Below are 14,867 nucleotides of genomic sequence, written 5' to 3' on the forward strand. Positions count from 1 at the left end.
ACGCGGCTATGTTTTTCGGTGGTGGGTGTTTCCTGCTTACCCGCTTCGGTGGGAAACCGAAGCACCAGGTAACACTTTATTCACACAGCCGCCACGTCCGCTGCCAGCGCCTCGCGCTCACGCTTCACGATGCCGGCGCACAACTCGATCAGTTGCTCGCGCATCCATCGGTTGGCCGGGTCTTGGTCAGTGCTTTCATGCCAGTACAAGTGCGTCTCCACGGTATTCACGTCAGCTACCGGTAGCGTGCTGCAAGGCAAGTCGTGGCGCCTGGCAAAGCGCTCCGGCACGGTCATGACCATGTCCGTTTGCTGCAGTACCTGCGACGCCATCATGTAATGCTGGGAGCGAAGCGCAACCTTGCGCTGCCGGCCCAGCTTGCCCAAGGCCAGGTCCACTTCCCCCAGGCCGTTTCGGCGGCTGGAGATATGAATATGCGCCTGGGCCAGGTAGCTCTCGAGCGTCAGTGGTTTTCCTTCCAGAGGGTGGCCCTTGCGCATGGCGCACACATAGCGGTCTTCCATGAGCTTCACATGGCGTACCTGTGGGTCGGTATTGAGCGGAGCGTCCACGGCAAAATCAAGCCGGCCGGCGGCCAGCTCCTTTGTGGTTTCACGACGCTTGCACAGGAAGCTTTCAATCACCAGGCCAGGGGCCTGACGCCGCAGGCGGCGCAACAGCGAAGGCAGCACGATAGCCTCGATAAGGTCTGTCATGCTGATCCGGAACACCTTGCTGGCCTGGGCAGGGTTGAACAGGCGGCTTTCCTGTACCGACACCCGCAACAATGCCAGCGCGTTGCGAACCGGCCCGACAATGTTTTGAGCCATGGGCGTAGGCACCATGCCTTGGGCAGTGCGCACGAAGAGGGGGTCGTTGAAGGTTTCCCGCAGGCGGGCGAGGGCGTTGGAGACGGCGGGTTGAGTGATGCCTACAATCTGGCCAGCACGGGTAAGGTTCGCTTCCGTGTAGATCGCATCGAAAACAACGAAAAGGTTGAGGTCTACCTTGCTGAGGTTCATTGGCGGCGTACTCGTTCTTATTGTGGAAGCGGGGCGTATAGCGCTTATGAATGTTTATACACGAGGATAATAGCCTAGCCAAATAGCGCAGCGGTCTTCTAGCATCCCCTCATCGGGCCCGCTGGGGCCTCCCTGGAGCACCGGACTTCCTATGGATTTCGCCTATTCACCGCGGGTCGAAGCGTTGCGTGCCCGCATCATCGCCTTCATGGATGCCGAAGTATTCCCGGCTGAAGCGCGCTTCGCCGAAGAGCTGGCACACGGCGATCGCTGGCGCCCCACCGCGATCATGGAAACGCTCAAGCAACGAGCGCGCGAAGCGGGGTTGTGGAACCTCTTTCTGCCGGAGTCCGAGCTGGGCGCCGGGCTTACCAACCTGGAATACGCGCCGCTGGCCGAACTCATGGGGCGGTCACCCCTTGGCTCCGAGCCATTCAATTGCTCGGCCCCGGATACTGGCAACATGGAAGTGCTGGTGCGCTACGGCACCCCGGCGCAAAAGCAGCGCTGGCTTGAGCCATTGCTCAGCGGCGAGATCCGTTCGGCGTTCGCGATGACCGAGCCGGACGTGGCCTCTTCGGACGCCACGAATATGCGCGCCACCGCAGTACAGCAAGGCAATGAGTGGGTCATTAATGGTCGCAAATGGTGGACCTCCGGTGCCTGCGATCCGCGCTGCCAGGTGATGATTTTCATGGGGCTGACCGACCCGCAGGCCCCGCGTCACCGGCAGCACTCGATGGTGCTGGTACCCATGGACACCCCGGGCGTGAAGGTATTGCGCCCACTGACGGTGTTTGGTTACGACGACGCACCGCATGGGCACGCCGAGGTTTTGTTCGACGATGTTCGCGTGCCTCTGGAGAATGTGATTCTGGGGCCCGGCCGCGGTTTCGAGATCGCGCAAGGCCGCCTGGGCCCAGGCCGGATTCACCACTGCATGCGCTCGCTGGGCATGGCTGAACGTGCCCTGGAACTGGCTTGCCGCAGGGCGCTGGAACGTGAGGCCTTCGGCAAGCCGCTGGCAGCATTGGGTGGCAACGGCGACCTGATCGCCGACTCACGGATGGAAATCGACATGGCCCGGCTGCTTACGCTTCGGGCGGCGTACATGATGGACACGGCGGGTAACAAGGTGGCGCGCAGCGAGATCGCGCAGATCAAAGTAGTTGCGCCCAACGTGGCGTTGAAGGTGATCGACCGGGCCATTCAGCTTTATGGGGGTGCAGGGGTCAGTGGCGACTCGCCGCTTGCCTATATGTACGCGATGCAGCGCACCCTGCGCCTGGCCGATGGCCCTGACGAAGTGCACCGCGCGGCCGTCGCCAAATATGAGCTGGACCGTCACCGCCCGGCGGGTTGAAGCCACACCTCCACGCGGCGATTGCGACCGCGGCCGGCTTCACAGGCGTTGCTGGCGACGGGAAGCACGGCACCCAGCCCCAGCACCTGGCGGGGTGCGATGCCACGCTTGGCGAGCTCGCGGCGTACGGTCATGGCCCGCAGGCGCGACAACAGCAGCGCCCGCTCCGGCTCGCTCTTGGTATCTCCGAAGCCTACCAGCACCAAACGCTGGCGCTCTTCGGGCCGGGATGCCAGAAAGGTCGCCAGCCGGTCGAGATCGGCCATGGCCTTGCTGTCCAGCGCGGCGCTGGCCCCGGCGAACCTGAACGTCACCGTAAGCCGTTGGCCTTCTCGCGCCAGCGCCAACAGTGGCTCTGGCATGCCGGCGGCGGGTTGTACTCGCACGGCATGGACCTGTTGCGCCACGAACCCCTCCCGGGCCACGATCTGCTGCCCGGCATCACTCTGAGCGAAGCGCACCAGTGCACTGGCCCAGGGGTTGAGCGTGTCGGCCGCCTTGTACAGGTACAGCCTCCGGGAGAGGAGGTAATCCTCCGTCGCCACGGTTTCGCTTGTTGGCAGCAATGCCCGGGTACCGGCATCGGCGATGGCCAGGGCGCGTGCCTTGCGGATGTAGGGCAAGCCGATGAAGCCTATGGCCTGCGGGTCGTCGCTTACCGCCTGGCTTAGCCCATCGCTGGCTTCGAAGCGCGCGGCGGTTGCCGACAGCGTGAGCCCACGTGGCACCAGGACCAGATCCCGGAAAGTTTCCCAGGTACCAGAACGCTCATCGCGCGCCAACAGGTGAATGGCGCCCAGCGGCACGCCCACTTGCTTCCATTGCGTTACCCGGCCGGCAAAAATATCCGCGAGCTGGTTCGCTTCCAGGCTGCGCAAGGGGTTGCCGGGATGCACAATGACGGCCAGGCCATCAACGCCGATAACCTGTTCGGCACCGCTGGAGACTGCGTCCAACGTACCGTACAGGGCTGCCTGCTCGCTGGCGTGAATCGGCCGTGAAGCAGCAGCCAGATCGGCCGCGCCCGTGTGCAGCGCGGAAAAGCCAGTGGCCGTTCCATGGGCGTCGATTTCCACTTCCAGGGTTCGCCCCGAAGCAGGATAGGCAAGCACGCGCCATTCATTGGTGGCCTGAGGTACCACCTCAACCTGCATGTTCTGGCTCGAGAACAGGCCCTCGACCAAGGCCGGGCCCAATGCAGCGCCGATGGTGTTCGAGCCCTGAATGCGCAGTACCGGCAAGGGGGCGGCGCAGGCAGACGTGATGCTGGCGAACACCCCGACACAGGCGAACAAGCGACGGCGGAACCTGGATCGAAACATGGCGGGCCCTTGGCGAGTGGGGCCCGCAGATTAAGACAGGGGCGTTACCGCAAGGTGACAGCGGTCACGCCAGCTCGAGCCAGATCGGCGCATGGTCGGACGGCTTTTCCATTGCCCTTAGTTCATAATCGATACCCGCGGCCTTTACCCTGGGCAGCAGCCCGGCGGCGGCCATGATCAGGTCGATTCGCAGGCCGCGTTTGGGCGTGTTTTCGAAGCCGCGGCTGCGGTAGTCGAACCAGCTGAAGGCGTCATTCACCCCGGGATGAAAATGGCGCCAGGTATCGACCAGGCCCCATTGCTTGAGGCGCCCGAGCCACTCGCGTTCCTCCGGCAGGAAACTGCATTTGCCGGTGCGCAGCCAGCGCTTCATGTTTTCCGGACCAATGCCTATATCACTGTCCTCCGGGGAGATGTTCATATCCCCCATTACTACCACGGGCTCGCCATGGGGATCATAGCGCTCCAGCAGGCTTTGCAGGTCGGCGTAAAACTGCGCCTTGGCGGGAAATTTGGTCGGGTGATCGCGGCTTTCGCCCTGGGGGAAATAGCCGTTCATGATGGTCACCACCTGGCCGGTATGGTCCTCGTAGCGGCCGCGGATAAACCGGCGCTGGGCGTCTTCATCATCCCCCTCGAAGCCCTTGTCCAAGGTGATCGGAGGCTTGAGCGAGAGGAGCGCAACGCCGTAATGGCCCTTCTGCCCATGAAAGTGCACGTGGTAACCCAGCGCCTGAACGGCTTCCAGTGGAAACTGCTCGTCCGATACCTTGGTCTCTTGAAGCCCGATGACGTCAGGGCGGTGCCTGGCAATCAACGCCTCCAGCTGATGGGGCCGCGCGCGAAGGCCATTGATATTGAACGAAACGATTTTCATGACGCGACCACCTTGCCGGAAAAACACGAATGCTAACGGAGCAGCCGCGCGCAGGCCAGTCGAAGGCATTCGCCGCGGGCGGCAAGGCGCAACCGTGGTAGGATCCCACCCCATGATGTATCCAGGACGAACATGTGGCGCGCTGTTACTGGCCTGCCTCGCAACGAATGCCGAAGCCCAGGGCCGCCTTCAGGTAGAACTGAGCCCGCCTGACGCGGCGCTTCGGGCCAACATAGAAGCCTACATTGGCAGCGTGGCCGATCACGACGAGCAAGGCCTGCGCCAGCTCAGCCGAACGGCGCAAGTGCAGGCGCGCGAGGCGGCCGAGGCGCTGGGTTTTTACCATGCACAGGTAGACGCCGAGGTGACCGGCGGCAATCAACCCACCTTGCATGTGCGGGTTCAACCAGGGCAACCGGTACGCTTGCGCAACGTGGATGTGCGCATCGAAGGGCCCGCTGCGGCCATGCGTGAGTTCGCGGTACCCCGCAGCACTGCGCTGGCCCCAGGCGCAGCGCTGAACCATGGTCACTACGACGACGCCAAGCGGCTGATCCTCAATCAGGCCTCTCGCTTCGGCTTTTTCAAGGGCCATTTCGAACAACAGCAGCTGCGCATCGACCCGGCTGCCGGCGTCGCGGATATCGAGCTGCACTACCAGAGCGGCCCGCGCTACTACTTTGGCGAGGTGAGCTACCAGGGCGACTCGATCATCGACTCGCGCCTGCTGCAACGCATGGTGCCGTTCCAGCCCGGCGACCCGTATAACGCAGACCTGGTGGCCCAGTTGAACCGAGACTTGCAAACCAGCGGCTACTTCCAGGGTGTGATCGTTGATGCGTCACCCCAGGGCGCCGATGGCCAGACCATTCCGGTGAAGGTAACGCTCGAAGCGCGGGCACCTCGTACCTTGGGCCTTGGCGGAGGCTATTCCACCGATGTGGGGCCACGCTTGAAAGCCAATTGGACCCGCCATTGGGTCAACCCTCAGGGCCATTCCTATGGTGCGGAGGCAGAGCTTTCCGCCCCCCGACAGAACATAGGCCTGTGGTACGACGTTCCGCTGGCATCGCCCCTCACCGACAAGCTGCGCTACGCCGCCGGTTACCAGTATGAAGAGATCGCCGACACCGACAGCTTGAGCAAGCTGCTCACCGTAGGGCCTGAATGGCATAGCAAACTGCCCAGTGGCTGGCAGCGGGTAATCTCCTTGAAATGGCAGCGCGAAGAATACCGCCTGGGCGACGATGCAGGGCTGAGTAACCTGGTAATGCCCGGTATCAGCTACAGCTACCTTCGCAGCGATAGCAAGGTAGACCCGAGCAACGGCTACCGGATCGTATTCGATGCCCAGGTTGCCAAGGAGGGCCTGCTGTCGGATGCCAACCTGCTGCACGGCAACGTACAGCTACGCGGGCTGACCACTGTCTTCGACAAGCACCGCTTTCTGGGCCGTATCCAGCTTGGGGGCAGCGCCACCAACGGTTACAAGGCGATTCCGCCGTCACTACGGTTCTTCGCCGGCGGCGACCAGACCGTGCGGGGCTACGACTATCAAAGCCTCTCGCCGGAAAACAGCGACGGGGACAAGATCGGTGGGCGCTATATGGTCGCCGGCACTGCGGAATACCAGTACAGCGTGGCACCCAAATGGCGAGTCGCGACGTTTATCGATCAGGGTAACGCGTTCAACAGCCTGGACCTCCCCAGCTTGAAAACCGGTGTAGGCGTGGGGCTGCGCTGGGTGTCACCTGTGGGCCCGATCCGGGTGGATATTGCCCGCGGGCTGGATGAAGGGGGAGGGTTTCGATTGCACTTTTCCATGGGGCCTGAACTATGACCCGGCGCTGGCGTTGGCTAGTCATTACCGGTGGGGCCTTGCTGGCACTACTTGCAATGGTCGCGGTGGTGATGTGGGCCCTGCTTGGCACAGAACGCGGAAGCCGCTGGTTGCTGGCCCATGTGCCGGGCGTGCGTGTTGAAGGCTTTGAAGGCCGCCTGGCGAACCATTGGCAAGCTCGCGTACTGACATGGGCCGGCCCTGACAGTATGCGCGTTACGCTGCAAGCGCCACGGCTGAGCTGGTCGCCGGGTTGCCTGTTCACGCTTACCCTCTGCCTGGATCATGTACAGGCAGAGCGGGTGAGCATTACCCCGCCACCCGCGACGGCTCCCGCCACGGATACCGGCCCACTGCAGTTGCCGGACCTGAACCTGCCGCTCGCCCTCCAGCTCGGCCAGCTCGACATCGGCGAAGTCGTTTATGCGGATTCGCCGGTGATCACCAGCGTGCACCTGGCCGCAGCCTGGAATAAAGACGGGCTGCAGATCGGTAGCCTTCAACTCACGAAAGGTGAGCTCCGCCTCGCCGTGGAGGGTACGGTACGCCCTGCCGGGCAGTGGCCGATGGACGCCCGGATACACCTGGCATTGCCTGCAGTGGATGATCGCCCCTGGGAAATCGCGGCCACTCTTGAAGGCGAACTGGCGGACAGCGTTGCCTTAGCCGGGCGCAGTTCAGGCTATCTGGACGCCACCCTGGAGGGGTCACTGCACGCGTTGGCGGACAATTTCCCCGCCACCCTCCGGATTACCGCCGATCGTTTCGTGGCCCAGCAGTCTTTGCCGCGCACGCTGGACATCGAAGGGTTGCAGGTGCGCGCCGACGGTGACCTGAAGCAGGGCTATGCCATTGAAGGCGATGGTCGCTTTTCGGCGGAACGAGGCCCGATCGACCTGCGCCTTCGCGGGAAGGTAAACGCACAAGGTGCACAGGTAGATGACCTCAGCCTGCGTGCAGATGACGCACACCGGGTGAGCGTGATCGGCAACCTCGCCTGGGGCGGCGATCTTACAGGCGAAGCCAGCCTGGACTGGCAGGATTTTCCCTGGACCCGGCTGTACCCTCAGGATGCCCCGCCACCTGTGGCTGCCACCGCCTTGAAAGGGATGGTGCGTTATGGGAATGGCCATTTCATGGGTAACCTTGCGGGGGATTTTCAAGGGCCCGCCGGGCCATTCAGCGTCACTACGCCATTGAGCGGGGACAGCCAGCAACTGGTGTTGCCACAACTGCACGTGACGGCCGGCAAAGGGCAACTGGACGGGCAACTGTCACTGGGCTTTGTCGAGGGTGTGAGCTGGGCGGCGGACCTGAACCTCGCCAACCTGGACCCAGCCTACTGGGTCGCTGCGCTGCCAGGCAAGCTGGGCGGTGCGATCACCAGCAAGGGGCATTTTCAGGGCGGCGCGCTTAAGCTCGCGGCCCAGCTTGGGATTACCGGGCAACTGCGTGGCCAGCCCGCCAAACTGGCAGGGCGGGTTGAGGGCAGCGGCAGCGCCTGGCAGCTGGCGGATCTTGATTTCGCCTTGGGCGCCAACCACCTCACAGGGGCCGGGGGCACCAATGGGCGCCTCGACGGCAAGCTCGCGCTTGATGCACCGCGCCTGGACCAACTGTGGCCGGGCCTTGCGGGTGCGGTCAACGGTAGCCTGAACCTTGCCGGCACGCCTGCCAACCCCCAGGGCCAGCTGGACCTGGACGGGCGCCGGGTTGCCTGGGAAAGCAACCGCATGGCTACCTTGAGGTTGCGCGGGCGGCTCGACGGCCGGCAGCGGGGTACGTTGTCGTTCGATAGCACAGGGCTCGGCGCTGGCGATACCGAGCTGGGAACCCTGGCGGTTACCGCTAATGGCGATGCCGAGCAGCACGCCCTGACCGCGCGCCTGGACGGCCCGGCAGTGGTCCTGGCTATTGCCGCCGACGGCCGCTGGCATGAAGGCGCCTGGAAGGGCCGGCTGGCCAAGGCCACCGTGCAAAGCCATGGGCAAGCCTGGGTATTGCAAGCGCCAGCGCCATTGCAGCGACTGGCAGACGGCAGGGTTGACCTGGGCGCCCATTGCTGGCGTTCGGGGGCGGCCAGCCTGTGTGCCGACGACCAGCGGCTGGCCCCTGACCCTCGTATCCGGGCGCGCCTGCGGGACTTCCCGATGGCGAGCCTCAAGCCTTGGCTGCCGGAAACGTTGGAATGGCAGGCAACCGCCAGCGCGGATGTGCAACTGGACCTGGGTGGCACTGGCCCGAAAGGCAAGGTTGCCTTCGATGCGAGTGGGGGTACCCTGCGCGTGCGGCAGGGCGAGCAATGGTTGAGTTTCCCCTACGGCACCCTGCGCCTGGCCAGTATCGTCGCGCCGGGTGACGTGAACACCGAGCTCACGTTCGATGGGCGCAAGCTTGGCCAACTGAATCTACAGGCCCGCCTCGATCCGTTCGGTCCCGCGAAAGCCCTGGCTGGCCAGTTCCGTTTCGATGGCCTGGACCTTTCTGCCTTGGGGCCGCTGGTGGAATCGGCAGACAAGGTAGCGGGGCGCTTGCAGGGTAACGGCACGCTCGGTGGCACCTTGCTGCAACCACGCGTGGACGGTGCGTTCAGCCTCAGTGATGGCGCGGTTTCCGGGCCAGGTTTACCGCTGAGTGTGGAGGCACTGACGTTGCAGGCGCGGATGAACGGCAATCACATGCAGCTTGATGGCCAGTGGCGCAGTGGCGCGCAAGGTCAGGGTAGCCTCGACGGCGAGCTGGATTGGAGTGGCGCCTTGAAATTGGCCGTCGCCGTGCGGGCAAGCCGTTTGCCCATTACGGTACTGCCTTACGCCGAGGTGGAGGCAGGGGCCGATCTTCGGCTGGCTCTGGTAGATCAGAAGCTGGCGCTCAGTGGCAAGGTGAGTGTGCCTAAAGGCGCGATTACGGTTCGCCAGTTGCCGCCGTCCACGGTGAAAGTATCGGACGACGCCTTGGTGGTGGGGCGGGACGCGCCCGCGCGGGCCCAGGCTGGGATTGCCATGGACGTGGACGTGGACGTCGGCCAGGAAAAACTCACCTTCGCCGGCTTTGGCTTGCAGTCTGACATCGTAGGGCGGCTGCACATCGGGGATAACCTGGACACCCGCGGCTCCCTTGAACTACGCAACGGCCGCTATCGTGCCTATGGCCAGCGGCTCACACTGCGTCGCGCCCGACTGTTTTTCACCGGGCCTGTGGACCAGCCCTACCTGGACGTGGAAGCGATCCGGCAGACCGACGACGTTACCGCAGGCATTCGCCTGAGTGGCAGCGTGCAGCAACCGACGACCGAAGTGTTTGCCGAGCCCGCGATGAGCCAGGAACAGGCGCTCTCGTGGCTGATTCTGGGCCGCCCGTTGAGCACCAATGGCGAAGACAACAACGTATTGGCGCAGGCAGCGCTGGGCCTGGGCTTGATGGGAAGTGCGTCCACCGCGGGCCAACTCGCCAATAGCCTGGGCATCCAGGATTTCCAACTGGACACCGAAGGCAGCGGTGACACCACCAGCGTGGTCGCCAGCGGTAACCTGACTGACCGGTTGACCCTGCGCTACGGCGTAGGGGTATTCGAGCCGGCCAGTACGGTGGCGTTGCGTTACGCCTTGACGCGACAGCTGTACCTGGAGGTTGCAAGCGGTGTGGCCAGCTCCCTCGATCTTTTCTACAAGAAGGATTTCTAGGCGGTGGAAAGGTCAGGTTCGGCGTCTCGCCGTGCTCGCTGAGGCAAAATCAGCTGGGTGTACTCCTCAACCAGCCGTTGCACGGCTTCGGGAGGCTGGCACGCTTTGAACGTGAGGCTGATCTGCACTTCGTCCGGGCTGCGTTGGGCGGGGTCCCGGCGTACGCCCCCCAGGGTGACGTAGAACCGCTCGGATTGAAGTTCGCCATTTTCCAGTGCGTGGGTGACGCCTTCCAGTTCGGTGGCAGCGATCTTGACCGAAAGGTCGACCTTCATGGTGTCTAACGCAAGCCCTTGAGGCGCGACCAGGGCAATCAGGGGAACTTGCATACGGTGCTGATCATCAAGGGCCACTTCCACCATCTTGGCTTTCATGGGGGTGCCCAGGTCGTCCGCGTTGTAATCGAAAAACTGGTCGAAGAGCTTGATGTACTGTTGGGCGATCAGAGAGTTTGCGCTGCAGGCGGCTTCGTGAAGGCCGCGGGTGATGTCCCGCAGGTCACTGGGGACCATGGGTTCCTTTCGGGAAAACAATCCCACTGGGCAGTCTCCTGGGTAGTGTGCAGCGCTGGCAATACCAGCGCTGCATCTGAACGGCTATGTAGACGCCGTGTTGTCAGGGCTGAACGGCTGCGGCGCTGGATGCAGCCGGCGCCGCAAGCACATTTGCCTCCAGTGCCGACTCGTCTGCGTTCAGGGTATTGGAAGCAAGGCGAACCGGCTTCGCCGCCGCCTCGGTCAGCACGTCGATAACGCGCATCAGGGCTTCAGGTGGGTCGAGGCGAGCGACCTTGGTGTTGAAGGCGTACCGGGCACGGGTATCGGTTTTTCGGGTTTGGGTCTTGTTGTGACTCATCTGGCCCTTGACCGCCAGCTTGAACGGCCCCCAGCCCAGCGATGCGGCCATCTCGCCGCTTGTGCTGCTTTGGCTGGTGTCCTCAGCGGCCTGGGTGATGGTCAATTCGAACTCGACCGTACCTTCGGTGATTGCAATGTTGGGGTGAGTGACCGCTGCCAGCAGCGGGATCTGCACGGATTTAGCCACCGTACCCTTGTAGGTACCGTTTTCATCGGTGATCGTTTCGTCATAGTCGAATTTCACCCCAACGGCCTTGCCATCCTGGATGCACACGCCCAGGAGGAAGTCCGCGTAGGATTTGCTCGCCGAGGTCTGTGCCTGGATCATCGCCTGGATCGGACCGGCAATCATCCGGTCCAGCGGCAGTGCGTTGATCACCGAGCCAATCAATTCGTTGTCTATCGTAGCCATGTGAGGAACTCCATTCCTTGGGTATAAGCGCGGCGATTACCGCGCGGCGTACTGTGCGTACATCCGGCGGCACAGCGAACCGGGAAACCACGAACCTGGAAACAGGGGGCCAGGAACGCCCTGAATTGATCAGCTACGCCTGGGCCGTGGCTTGGGTACGACGAATGTTGCCGATCTGCCGCAGGCTCAGGCCATAACGATTGGCCAGTTCGGCGCGAGAGAGCCCTCGGGTAGTCTCTTCCAGGATCTGGCGATCGCGCAGTTGCCGTTCGAAGTGGTCAGGTTTGGGAATTTCCAGCGATGTACCGGCGAAGCGAGCGGTCAGTGCCTTCAGCGCAGCGGCCGGCAATAGCTGCGCCAGCGCCGAGCGCTCTGGGTTCTTGGGGATGTAGCGTGGTCGCCCGCCGTAGAGTCGGGTCAGGCGGTAGGCTTGCTCAACGCCAACGCATTCGATCAGCACGCGCAAGGAGAGTGGAAGGCGACTGGTATCAACGTGGGTCAGATCAACAGCGTCCATAGTGAAATCCTTTCAGTGGGAATCCGTTTTTGCCCTGTGGCGAGGGCCATTGTGCTGAGTTCTACAGCCGCCCCGCAGGGTCAGCGAATAGCCTTCAGGCAACCGAAAAAGCTGCCCGGCCGTGGGGAAAAAGCTCTCGTCGAGGTAGGATGATTCGACTCAATAAGGTCAGGGTTTCAGCACGGCTCGGCTGCGATAAGGCTTGCGAATCTCAAGGTCGCGGCGTCGGCTGGTTTCCCGCTGGCGGGTTCGCCGGCACCACGCCAGTCCACAGTCAGGCAGATGGCGTTCAGCGGTGTGCCGTTCATCTCGCCAGCGATGCGCGGGCTGATGTTGCGCCGTAGGCGCGTGCGGGTTGTTCCAAGGCGGTCGATCCGGTCCGGTTCGGCCAGGGTTTGTTGTACCAGGGCCGGTATTTCGCGCATCGGGAGGGTGAACCGCGGCTGTGGACCCGTGGCTTTGAAATGCCCGGCTGAGCGGCTGTTTTGCCACAGGAGCTGCCATTGGCTACTGCCGGCATGCTCGGCAAGGCTGGCGCTGTAGCGGCGCAAGTCTGCGTCGGTGAGTGTATCGAGGCTAATGGCGCTGGCGGGGCTGGCGAGGGTCGCGGCAAGCGCCAACGCAAGAAGTGGCTTACGCATATAACAGATCCTTTCCTGGGGGTAGGCAGGCAAGCCTGCGCGCCCCAGGAAAGTTTTTTAAGCGGGAACGGCTTGGGTGGGTGTTCAGCGTGGCTGCATGTAGCCTGGGCCGCCGCCACCACCAGGGCCGCCGTGGCCACCGCCACCACCGCCACCACCGCCACCGCCGCCGCCACCCCCGTGGCCGCCGGGTGGCATGAACAACCAGCAACCGCTCAGGCTGGCAGTCAACAGAATTGGAATCAGCCAGGTGATTCGACGCAACATCGGGTACTCCTCATGGTTTAAAGCACCGCACCGCTTCAGCGGGCGCGGTAATATGACGGCGATACCGGGCAAATATTGCCGCGCGATCGTCTCCACTTGGTAAGCAAACCGATACACGAACGAGCCCCATATGACACAACTGCAACGTTTGAAATACTCCTTGCTGCTTTCCGTCCTCATAGTCGCCATCATGCTGGGGTTGTCCTGGTTGCAGGCGCAGGGGCGTCTGGATGAAAAAACTTTCCAGTATCTGGCCATCGGCGTGGCCGTGGTCGCGGTAGTCATCAATGGCGTGATGCGGCGCAAGGTTCGTCGCTGATCGTTTCGAATCCTTGAGCGAGGCGTGCAGATGTCTTCAAACTCCACTGATAGCGTACCCCGCGAAACGGTCAGCTTTAATGAGCTGGCAGCGTTGCTGGAGCAGGTTTTCCGCGCCCGCGGCGCATCGCCATCGGTGGCTGCGGTGCTGGCTGCCAATTGCGCCGCGGCGCAGCGGGACGGGGCCGAGAGCCACGGCGTGTTTCGAATGGCCGGGTACCTTTCCACTATCGCCAGCGGTTGGGTGAACCCGGCCGCCGAGCCGCAGGTTGAAGACGTGGCGGCAGGGTATGTGGCAGTGGATGCCGGTAACGGCTTCGCTCAACCTGCTCTGGCGGCAGCGCGGCCCCTGTTGATCGACAAGGCCAGGCGTGCCGGTATCGCCGTATTGGCAATACGCAATTCCCACCATTTTGCGGCGTTGTGGCCGGACGTGGAGCCTTTCGCCGAGGAAGGGCTGATCGCGCTGAGCGTGGTCAACAGTATGACCTGCGTAGTGCCCCATGGTGGCACGCGGCCTGTATTCGGGACCAACCCCATCGCGTTCGCGGCGCCCTGCGCAGGGCGGGGCCCTGTGGTATTCGACATGGCCACCAGTGCGCTGGCCCATGGCGATGTGCAGATCGCGGCGCGCGAGGGCCACATGCTCCCCGAGGGCGCTGGCGTGGATGCACAGGGTGCGGCGACCACCGATCCCCGAGCGGTGCTCGACGGCGGCGCCTTGCTGCCCTTCGGCGGCCACAAGGGCTCGGCGCTATCAATGATGGTCGAGCTGCTGGCCGCGGGCCTCACCGGCGGCAACTTCTCGTTCGAGTTCGACTGGTCCCGCCATCCTGGGGCGCAAACGCCATGGACCGGCCAATTGCTCATCGTGATCGACCCTGGCAAAGCGGGGAGCAACCTGTTCGCCGAGCGTGCTCGCGTGCTTGTGGACCGCATGAGCGAAGCGGGGGTCAGCAGGCTGGCGGGGGAACGGCGCTACCAGAACCGCAAGCGCTCGCTGGAGGAGGGCATACCCTTGGCCCCGGAGCGCCTGGCGGCGCTGCGAGGCTGGGCGGCAGGGGCGTGATCAGTCGCGTCGGTTGACGAGCAGGGCGGCCAACAAGCCCACTGTCGCAGCGATGCCCAACGCTTTGTAAGGGTATCGTTTGACGTACTGCTCGGTACCTTCTATCGCGGGCGCGGCCCGCTCGCCCAGTTGGCGGGCCAAAACGGTCGCGCGCTGCAGCGCCTGCTCCAGTTGGCGCTTGGCCACGCGCCGACGGCCGTATACCGAACGAGCGCCCAGCAGGCTCTCGGATTCTTCGACCAGCGCCGCCAGTTCACTGAAGGCCTGGTCCATGATTTGCTCATCCATCAATGGGTTGGAAGGTTTACGGGCCATGGCGGGTTCCTCTTTGCGGCTGTGGTCCATGGGATTGCCTAGAGCCCCGAAAAGTTGCAGGGCGGTGTAAACTACGGCGCTTCGAGCAATCACTGGAGGTAGGGTGCATGAGTCTGAATCTTGCCAACAAGTCATTCGACGAGCGTTTGGCGATCGAAACCGAAAAAGCGCGACATTTCGAGAACTGGCAGGCCAACCTTGGGCGCGCCAAGGCCGACGCCGCCCGGCTTATCGCCGAAAAGCCCCGACGCAAGGGTAAGTGGGCGCAATGGGTGCGGGCGGAACTTGAGCAAATGGCGCCTCAGGATTACGCCAATCTGGTGCGCGCCGAAGTGAACAAACTGATGGCGGCCACCCGCTGAAG

General features: G+C 63.3%; 15 protein-coding genes. 6 read left to right on the forward strand and 9 right to left on the reverse strand.

Annotated features, from left to right (window positions below):
• Positions 1–80: 80 nt before the first annotated feature.
• Positions 81–1,022, reverse strand: a complete 942-nt coding sequence (locus tag AC3Z8Y_RS09290; protein ID WP_490089416.1) for a LysR family transcriptional regulator — start codon at positions 1,020–1,022, stop codon at positions 81–83.
• Positions 1,023–1,173: 151 nt separating this feature from the next.
• On the opposite strand from AC3Z8Y_RS09290, the gene AC3Z8Y_RS09295 reads away from it, so the two are divergent.
• Positions 1,174–2,385 (forward strand): acyl-CoA dehydrogenase family protein, encoded by a 1,212-nt coding sequence (locus AC3Z8Y_RS09295; protein WP_490089417.1) that lies wholly within the window; start codon positions 1,174–1,176, stop codon positions 2,383–2,385.
• On the opposite strand, the gene AC3Z8Y_RS09300 is transcribed toward AC3Z8Y_RS09295, so the two are convergent.
• Together AC3Z8Y_RS09300 and xthA are read right to left on the reverse strand one after the other, a co-directional pair.
• A complete protein-coding gene (locus AC3Z8Y_RS09300; RefSeq protein WP_490089418.1) occupies positions 2,367–3,707 on the reverse strand; it encodes a substrate-binding domain-containing protein in 1,341 nt (446 codons plus the stop codon). The two genes, AC3Z8Y_RS09295 and AC3Z8Y_RS09300, sit on opposite strands and share 19 nt — an antisense overlap.
• Before the next feature lie 64 nt (positions 3,708–3,771).
• Positions 3,772–4,584 carry an exodeoxyribonuclease III gene (gene xthA, locus AC3Z8Y_RS09305; RefSeq protein ID WP_490089419.1) on the reverse strand — a complete coding sequence of 271 codons (813 nt, stop codon included), beginning with the start codon at positions 4,582–4,584 and terminating at the stop codon, positions 3,772–3,774.
• A gap of 112 nt (positions 4,585–4,696) precedes the next feature.
• Between xthA and AC3Z8Y_RS09310 the strand changes: the two genes are divergently transcribed.
• Together AC3Z8Y_RS09310 and AC3Z8Y_RS09315 are read left to right on the forward strand one after the other, a co-directional pair.
• The gene (locus AC3Z8Y_RS09310; protein WP_490089420.1) at positions 4,697–6,424 is read left to right on the forward strand and encodes an autotransporter assembly complex protein TamA; all 1,728 of its coding nucleotides are present in this window, start codon (positions 4,697–4,699) and stop codon (positions 6,422–6,424) included.
• Positions 6,421–10,107: a translocation/assembly module TamB domain-containing protein gene (locus AC3Z8Y_RS09315; protein ID WP_490089421.1), complete on the forward strand. Its 3,687-nt coding sequence runs from the start codon at positions 6,421–6,423 to the stop codon at positions 10,105–10,107. The genes AC3Z8Y_RS09310 and AC3Z8Y_RS09315 overlap by 4 nt, the downstream gene beginning before the upstream one ends.
• Here AC3Z8Y_RS09315 and AC3Z8Y_RS09320 read toward each other — a convergent pair.
• From AC3Z8Y_RS09320 to AC3Z8Y_RS09340, 5 genes are all read right to left on the reverse strand, one after another.
• A complete protein-coding gene (locus AC3Z8Y_RS09320; protein ID WP_490089422.1) occupies positions 10,104–10,619 on the reverse strand; it encodes a DUF2589 domain-containing protein in 516 nt (171 codons plus the stop codon). The genes AC3Z8Y_RS09315 and AC3Z8Y_RS09320 overlap by 4 nt on opposite strands.
• 103 nt (positions 10,620–10,722) lie before the next feature.
• Positions 10,723–11,376, reverse strand: coding sequence for a DUF2589 domain-containing protein (locus AC3Z8Y_RS09325; protein WP_490089423.1), 654 nt, complete (start codon positions 11,374–11,376; stop codon positions 10,723–10,725).
• Between the two features lie 133 nt (positions 11,377–11,509).
• A complete protein-coding gene (locus tag AC3Z8Y_RS09330) occupies positions 11,510–11,893 on the reverse strand; it encodes a Mor transcription activator family protein (RefSeq protein WP_490089424.1) in 384 nt (127 codons plus the stop codon).
• 176 nt (positions 11,894–12,069) lie between these two features.
• Positions 12,070–12,534, reverse strand: a complete 465-nt coding sequence (locus tag AC3Z8Y_RS09335) for a hypothetical protein (RefSeq protein WP_490089425.1) — start codon at positions 12,532–12,534, stop codon at positions 12,070–12,072.
• Between the two features lie 84 nt (positions 12,535–12,618).
• Positions 12,619–12,801, reverse strand: coding sequence for a hypothetical protein (locus AC3Z8Y_RS09340; protein WP_490089426.1), 183 nt, complete (start codon positions 12,799–12,801; stop codon positions 12,619–12,621).
• A 130-nt stretch (positions 12,802–12,931) separates the two neighbouring features.
• Here AC3Z8Y_RS09340 and AC3Z8Y_RS09345 point away from each other — a divergent pair, with 130 nt between their 5' ends.
• Together AC3Z8Y_RS09345 and AC3Z8Y_RS09350 are read left to right on the forward strand one after the other, a co-directional pair.
• Positions 12,932–13,120, forward strand: coding sequence for a hypothetical protein (locus tag AC3Z8Y_RS09345; protein ID WP_490089427.1), 189 nt, complete (start codon positions 12,932–12,934; stop codon positions 13,118–13,120).
• A gap of 30 nt (positions 13,121–13,150) precedes the next feature.
• Entirely contained in the window at positions 13,151–14,188 is a 1,038-nt protein-coding gene (locus AC3Z8Y_RS09350; protein ID WP_490089428.1) for an Ldh family oxidoreductase, read from the forward strand.
• Here AC3Z8Y_RS09350 and AC3Z8Y_RS09355 read toward each other — a convergent pair whose 3' ends face one another.
• Entirely contained in the window at positions 14,189–14,503 is a 315-nt protein-coding gene (locus AC3Z8Y_RS09355; protein WP_490089429.1) for an ElaB/YgaM/YqjD family protein, read from the reverse strand. It lies immediately after the preceding gene.
• Between the two features lie 107 nt (positions 14,504–14,610).
• Between AC3Z8Y_RS09355 and AC3Z8Y_RS09360 the strand changes: the two genes are divergently transcribed.
• On the forward strand, positions 14,611–14,865 hold the full coding sequence (locus AC3Z8Y_RS09360; protein WP_490089430.1) for a hypothetical protein: 255 nt from the start codon (positions 14,611–14,613) through the stop codon (positions 14,863–14,865).
• The last annotated feature ends 2 nt before the right edge of the window (positions 14,866–14,867 follow it).

The organism is Pseudomonas sp. 3MAES_34.3B, from assembly GCF_058145875.1.

Excerpts from the sequence above, each read along its gene's own strand:
- AC3Z8Y_RS09290 (WP_490089416.1), bottom strand. The coding sequence starts at position 1,022 with ATGAACCTCAGCAAGGTAGACCTCAACCTTTTCGTTGTTTTCGATGCG.
- AC3Z8Y_RS09295 (WP_490089417.1), top strand. The coding sequence starts at position 1,174 with ATGGATTTCGCCTATTCACCGCGGGTCGAAGCGTTGCGTGCCCGCATC.
- AC3Z8Y_RS09300 (WP_490089418.1), bottom strand. The coding sequence starts at position 3,707 with ATGTTTCGATCCAGGTTCCGCCGTCGCTTGTTCGCCTGTGTCGGGGTG.
- xthA (WP_490089419.1), bottom strand. The coding sequence starts at position 4,584 with ATGAAAATCGTTTCGTTCAATATCAATGGCCTTCGCGCGCGGCCCCAT.
- AC3Z8Y_RS09310 (WP_490089420.1), top strand. The coding sequence starts at position 4,697 with ATGATGTATCCAGGACGAACATGTGGCGCGCTGTTACTGGCCTGCCTC.
- AC3Z8Y_RS09315 (WP_490089421.1), top strand. The coding sequence starts at position 6,421 with ATGACCCGGCGCTGGCGTTGGCTAGTCATTACCGGTGGGGCCTTGCTG.
- AC3Z8Y_RS09320 (WP_490089422.1), bottom strand. The coding sequence starts at position 10,619 with ATGGTCCCCAGTGACCTGCGGGACATCACCCGCGGCCTTCACGAAGCC.
- AC3Z8Y_RS09325 (WP_490089423.1), bottom strand. The coding sequence starts at position 11,376 with ATGGCTACGATAGACAACGAATTGATTGGCTCGGTGATCAACGCACTG.
- AC3Z8Y_RS09330 (WP_490089424.1), bottom strand. The coding sequence starts at position 11,893 with ATGGACGCTGTTGATCTGACCCACGTTGATACCAGTCGCCTTCCACTC.
- AC3Z8Y_RS09335 (WP_490089425.1), bottom strand. The coding sequence starts at position 12,534 with ATGCGTAAGCCACTTCTTGCGTTGGCGCTTGCCGCGACCCTCGCCAGC.
- AC3Z8Y_RS09340 (WP_490089426.1), bottom strand. The coding sequence starts at position 12,801 with ATGTTGCGTCGAATCACCTGGCTGATTCCAATTCTGTTGACTGCCAGC.
- AC3Z8Y_RS09345 (WP_490089427.1), top strand. The coding sequence starts at position 12,932 with ATGACACAACTGCAACGTTTGAAATACTCCTTGCTGCTTTCCGTCCTC.
- AC3Z8Y_RS09350 (WP_490089428.1), top strand. The coding sequence starts at position 13,151 with ATGTCTTCAAACTCCACTGATAGCGTACCCCGCGAAACGGTCAGCTTT.
- AC3Z8Y_RS09355 (WP_490089429.1), bottom strand. The coding sequence starts at position 14,503 with ATGGCCCGTAAACCTTCCAACCCATTGATGGATGAGCAAATCATGGAC.
- AC3Z8Y_RS09360 (WP_490089430.1), top strand. The coding sequence starts at position 14,611 with ATGAGTCTGAATCTTGCCAACAAGTCATTCGACGAGCGTTTGGCGATC.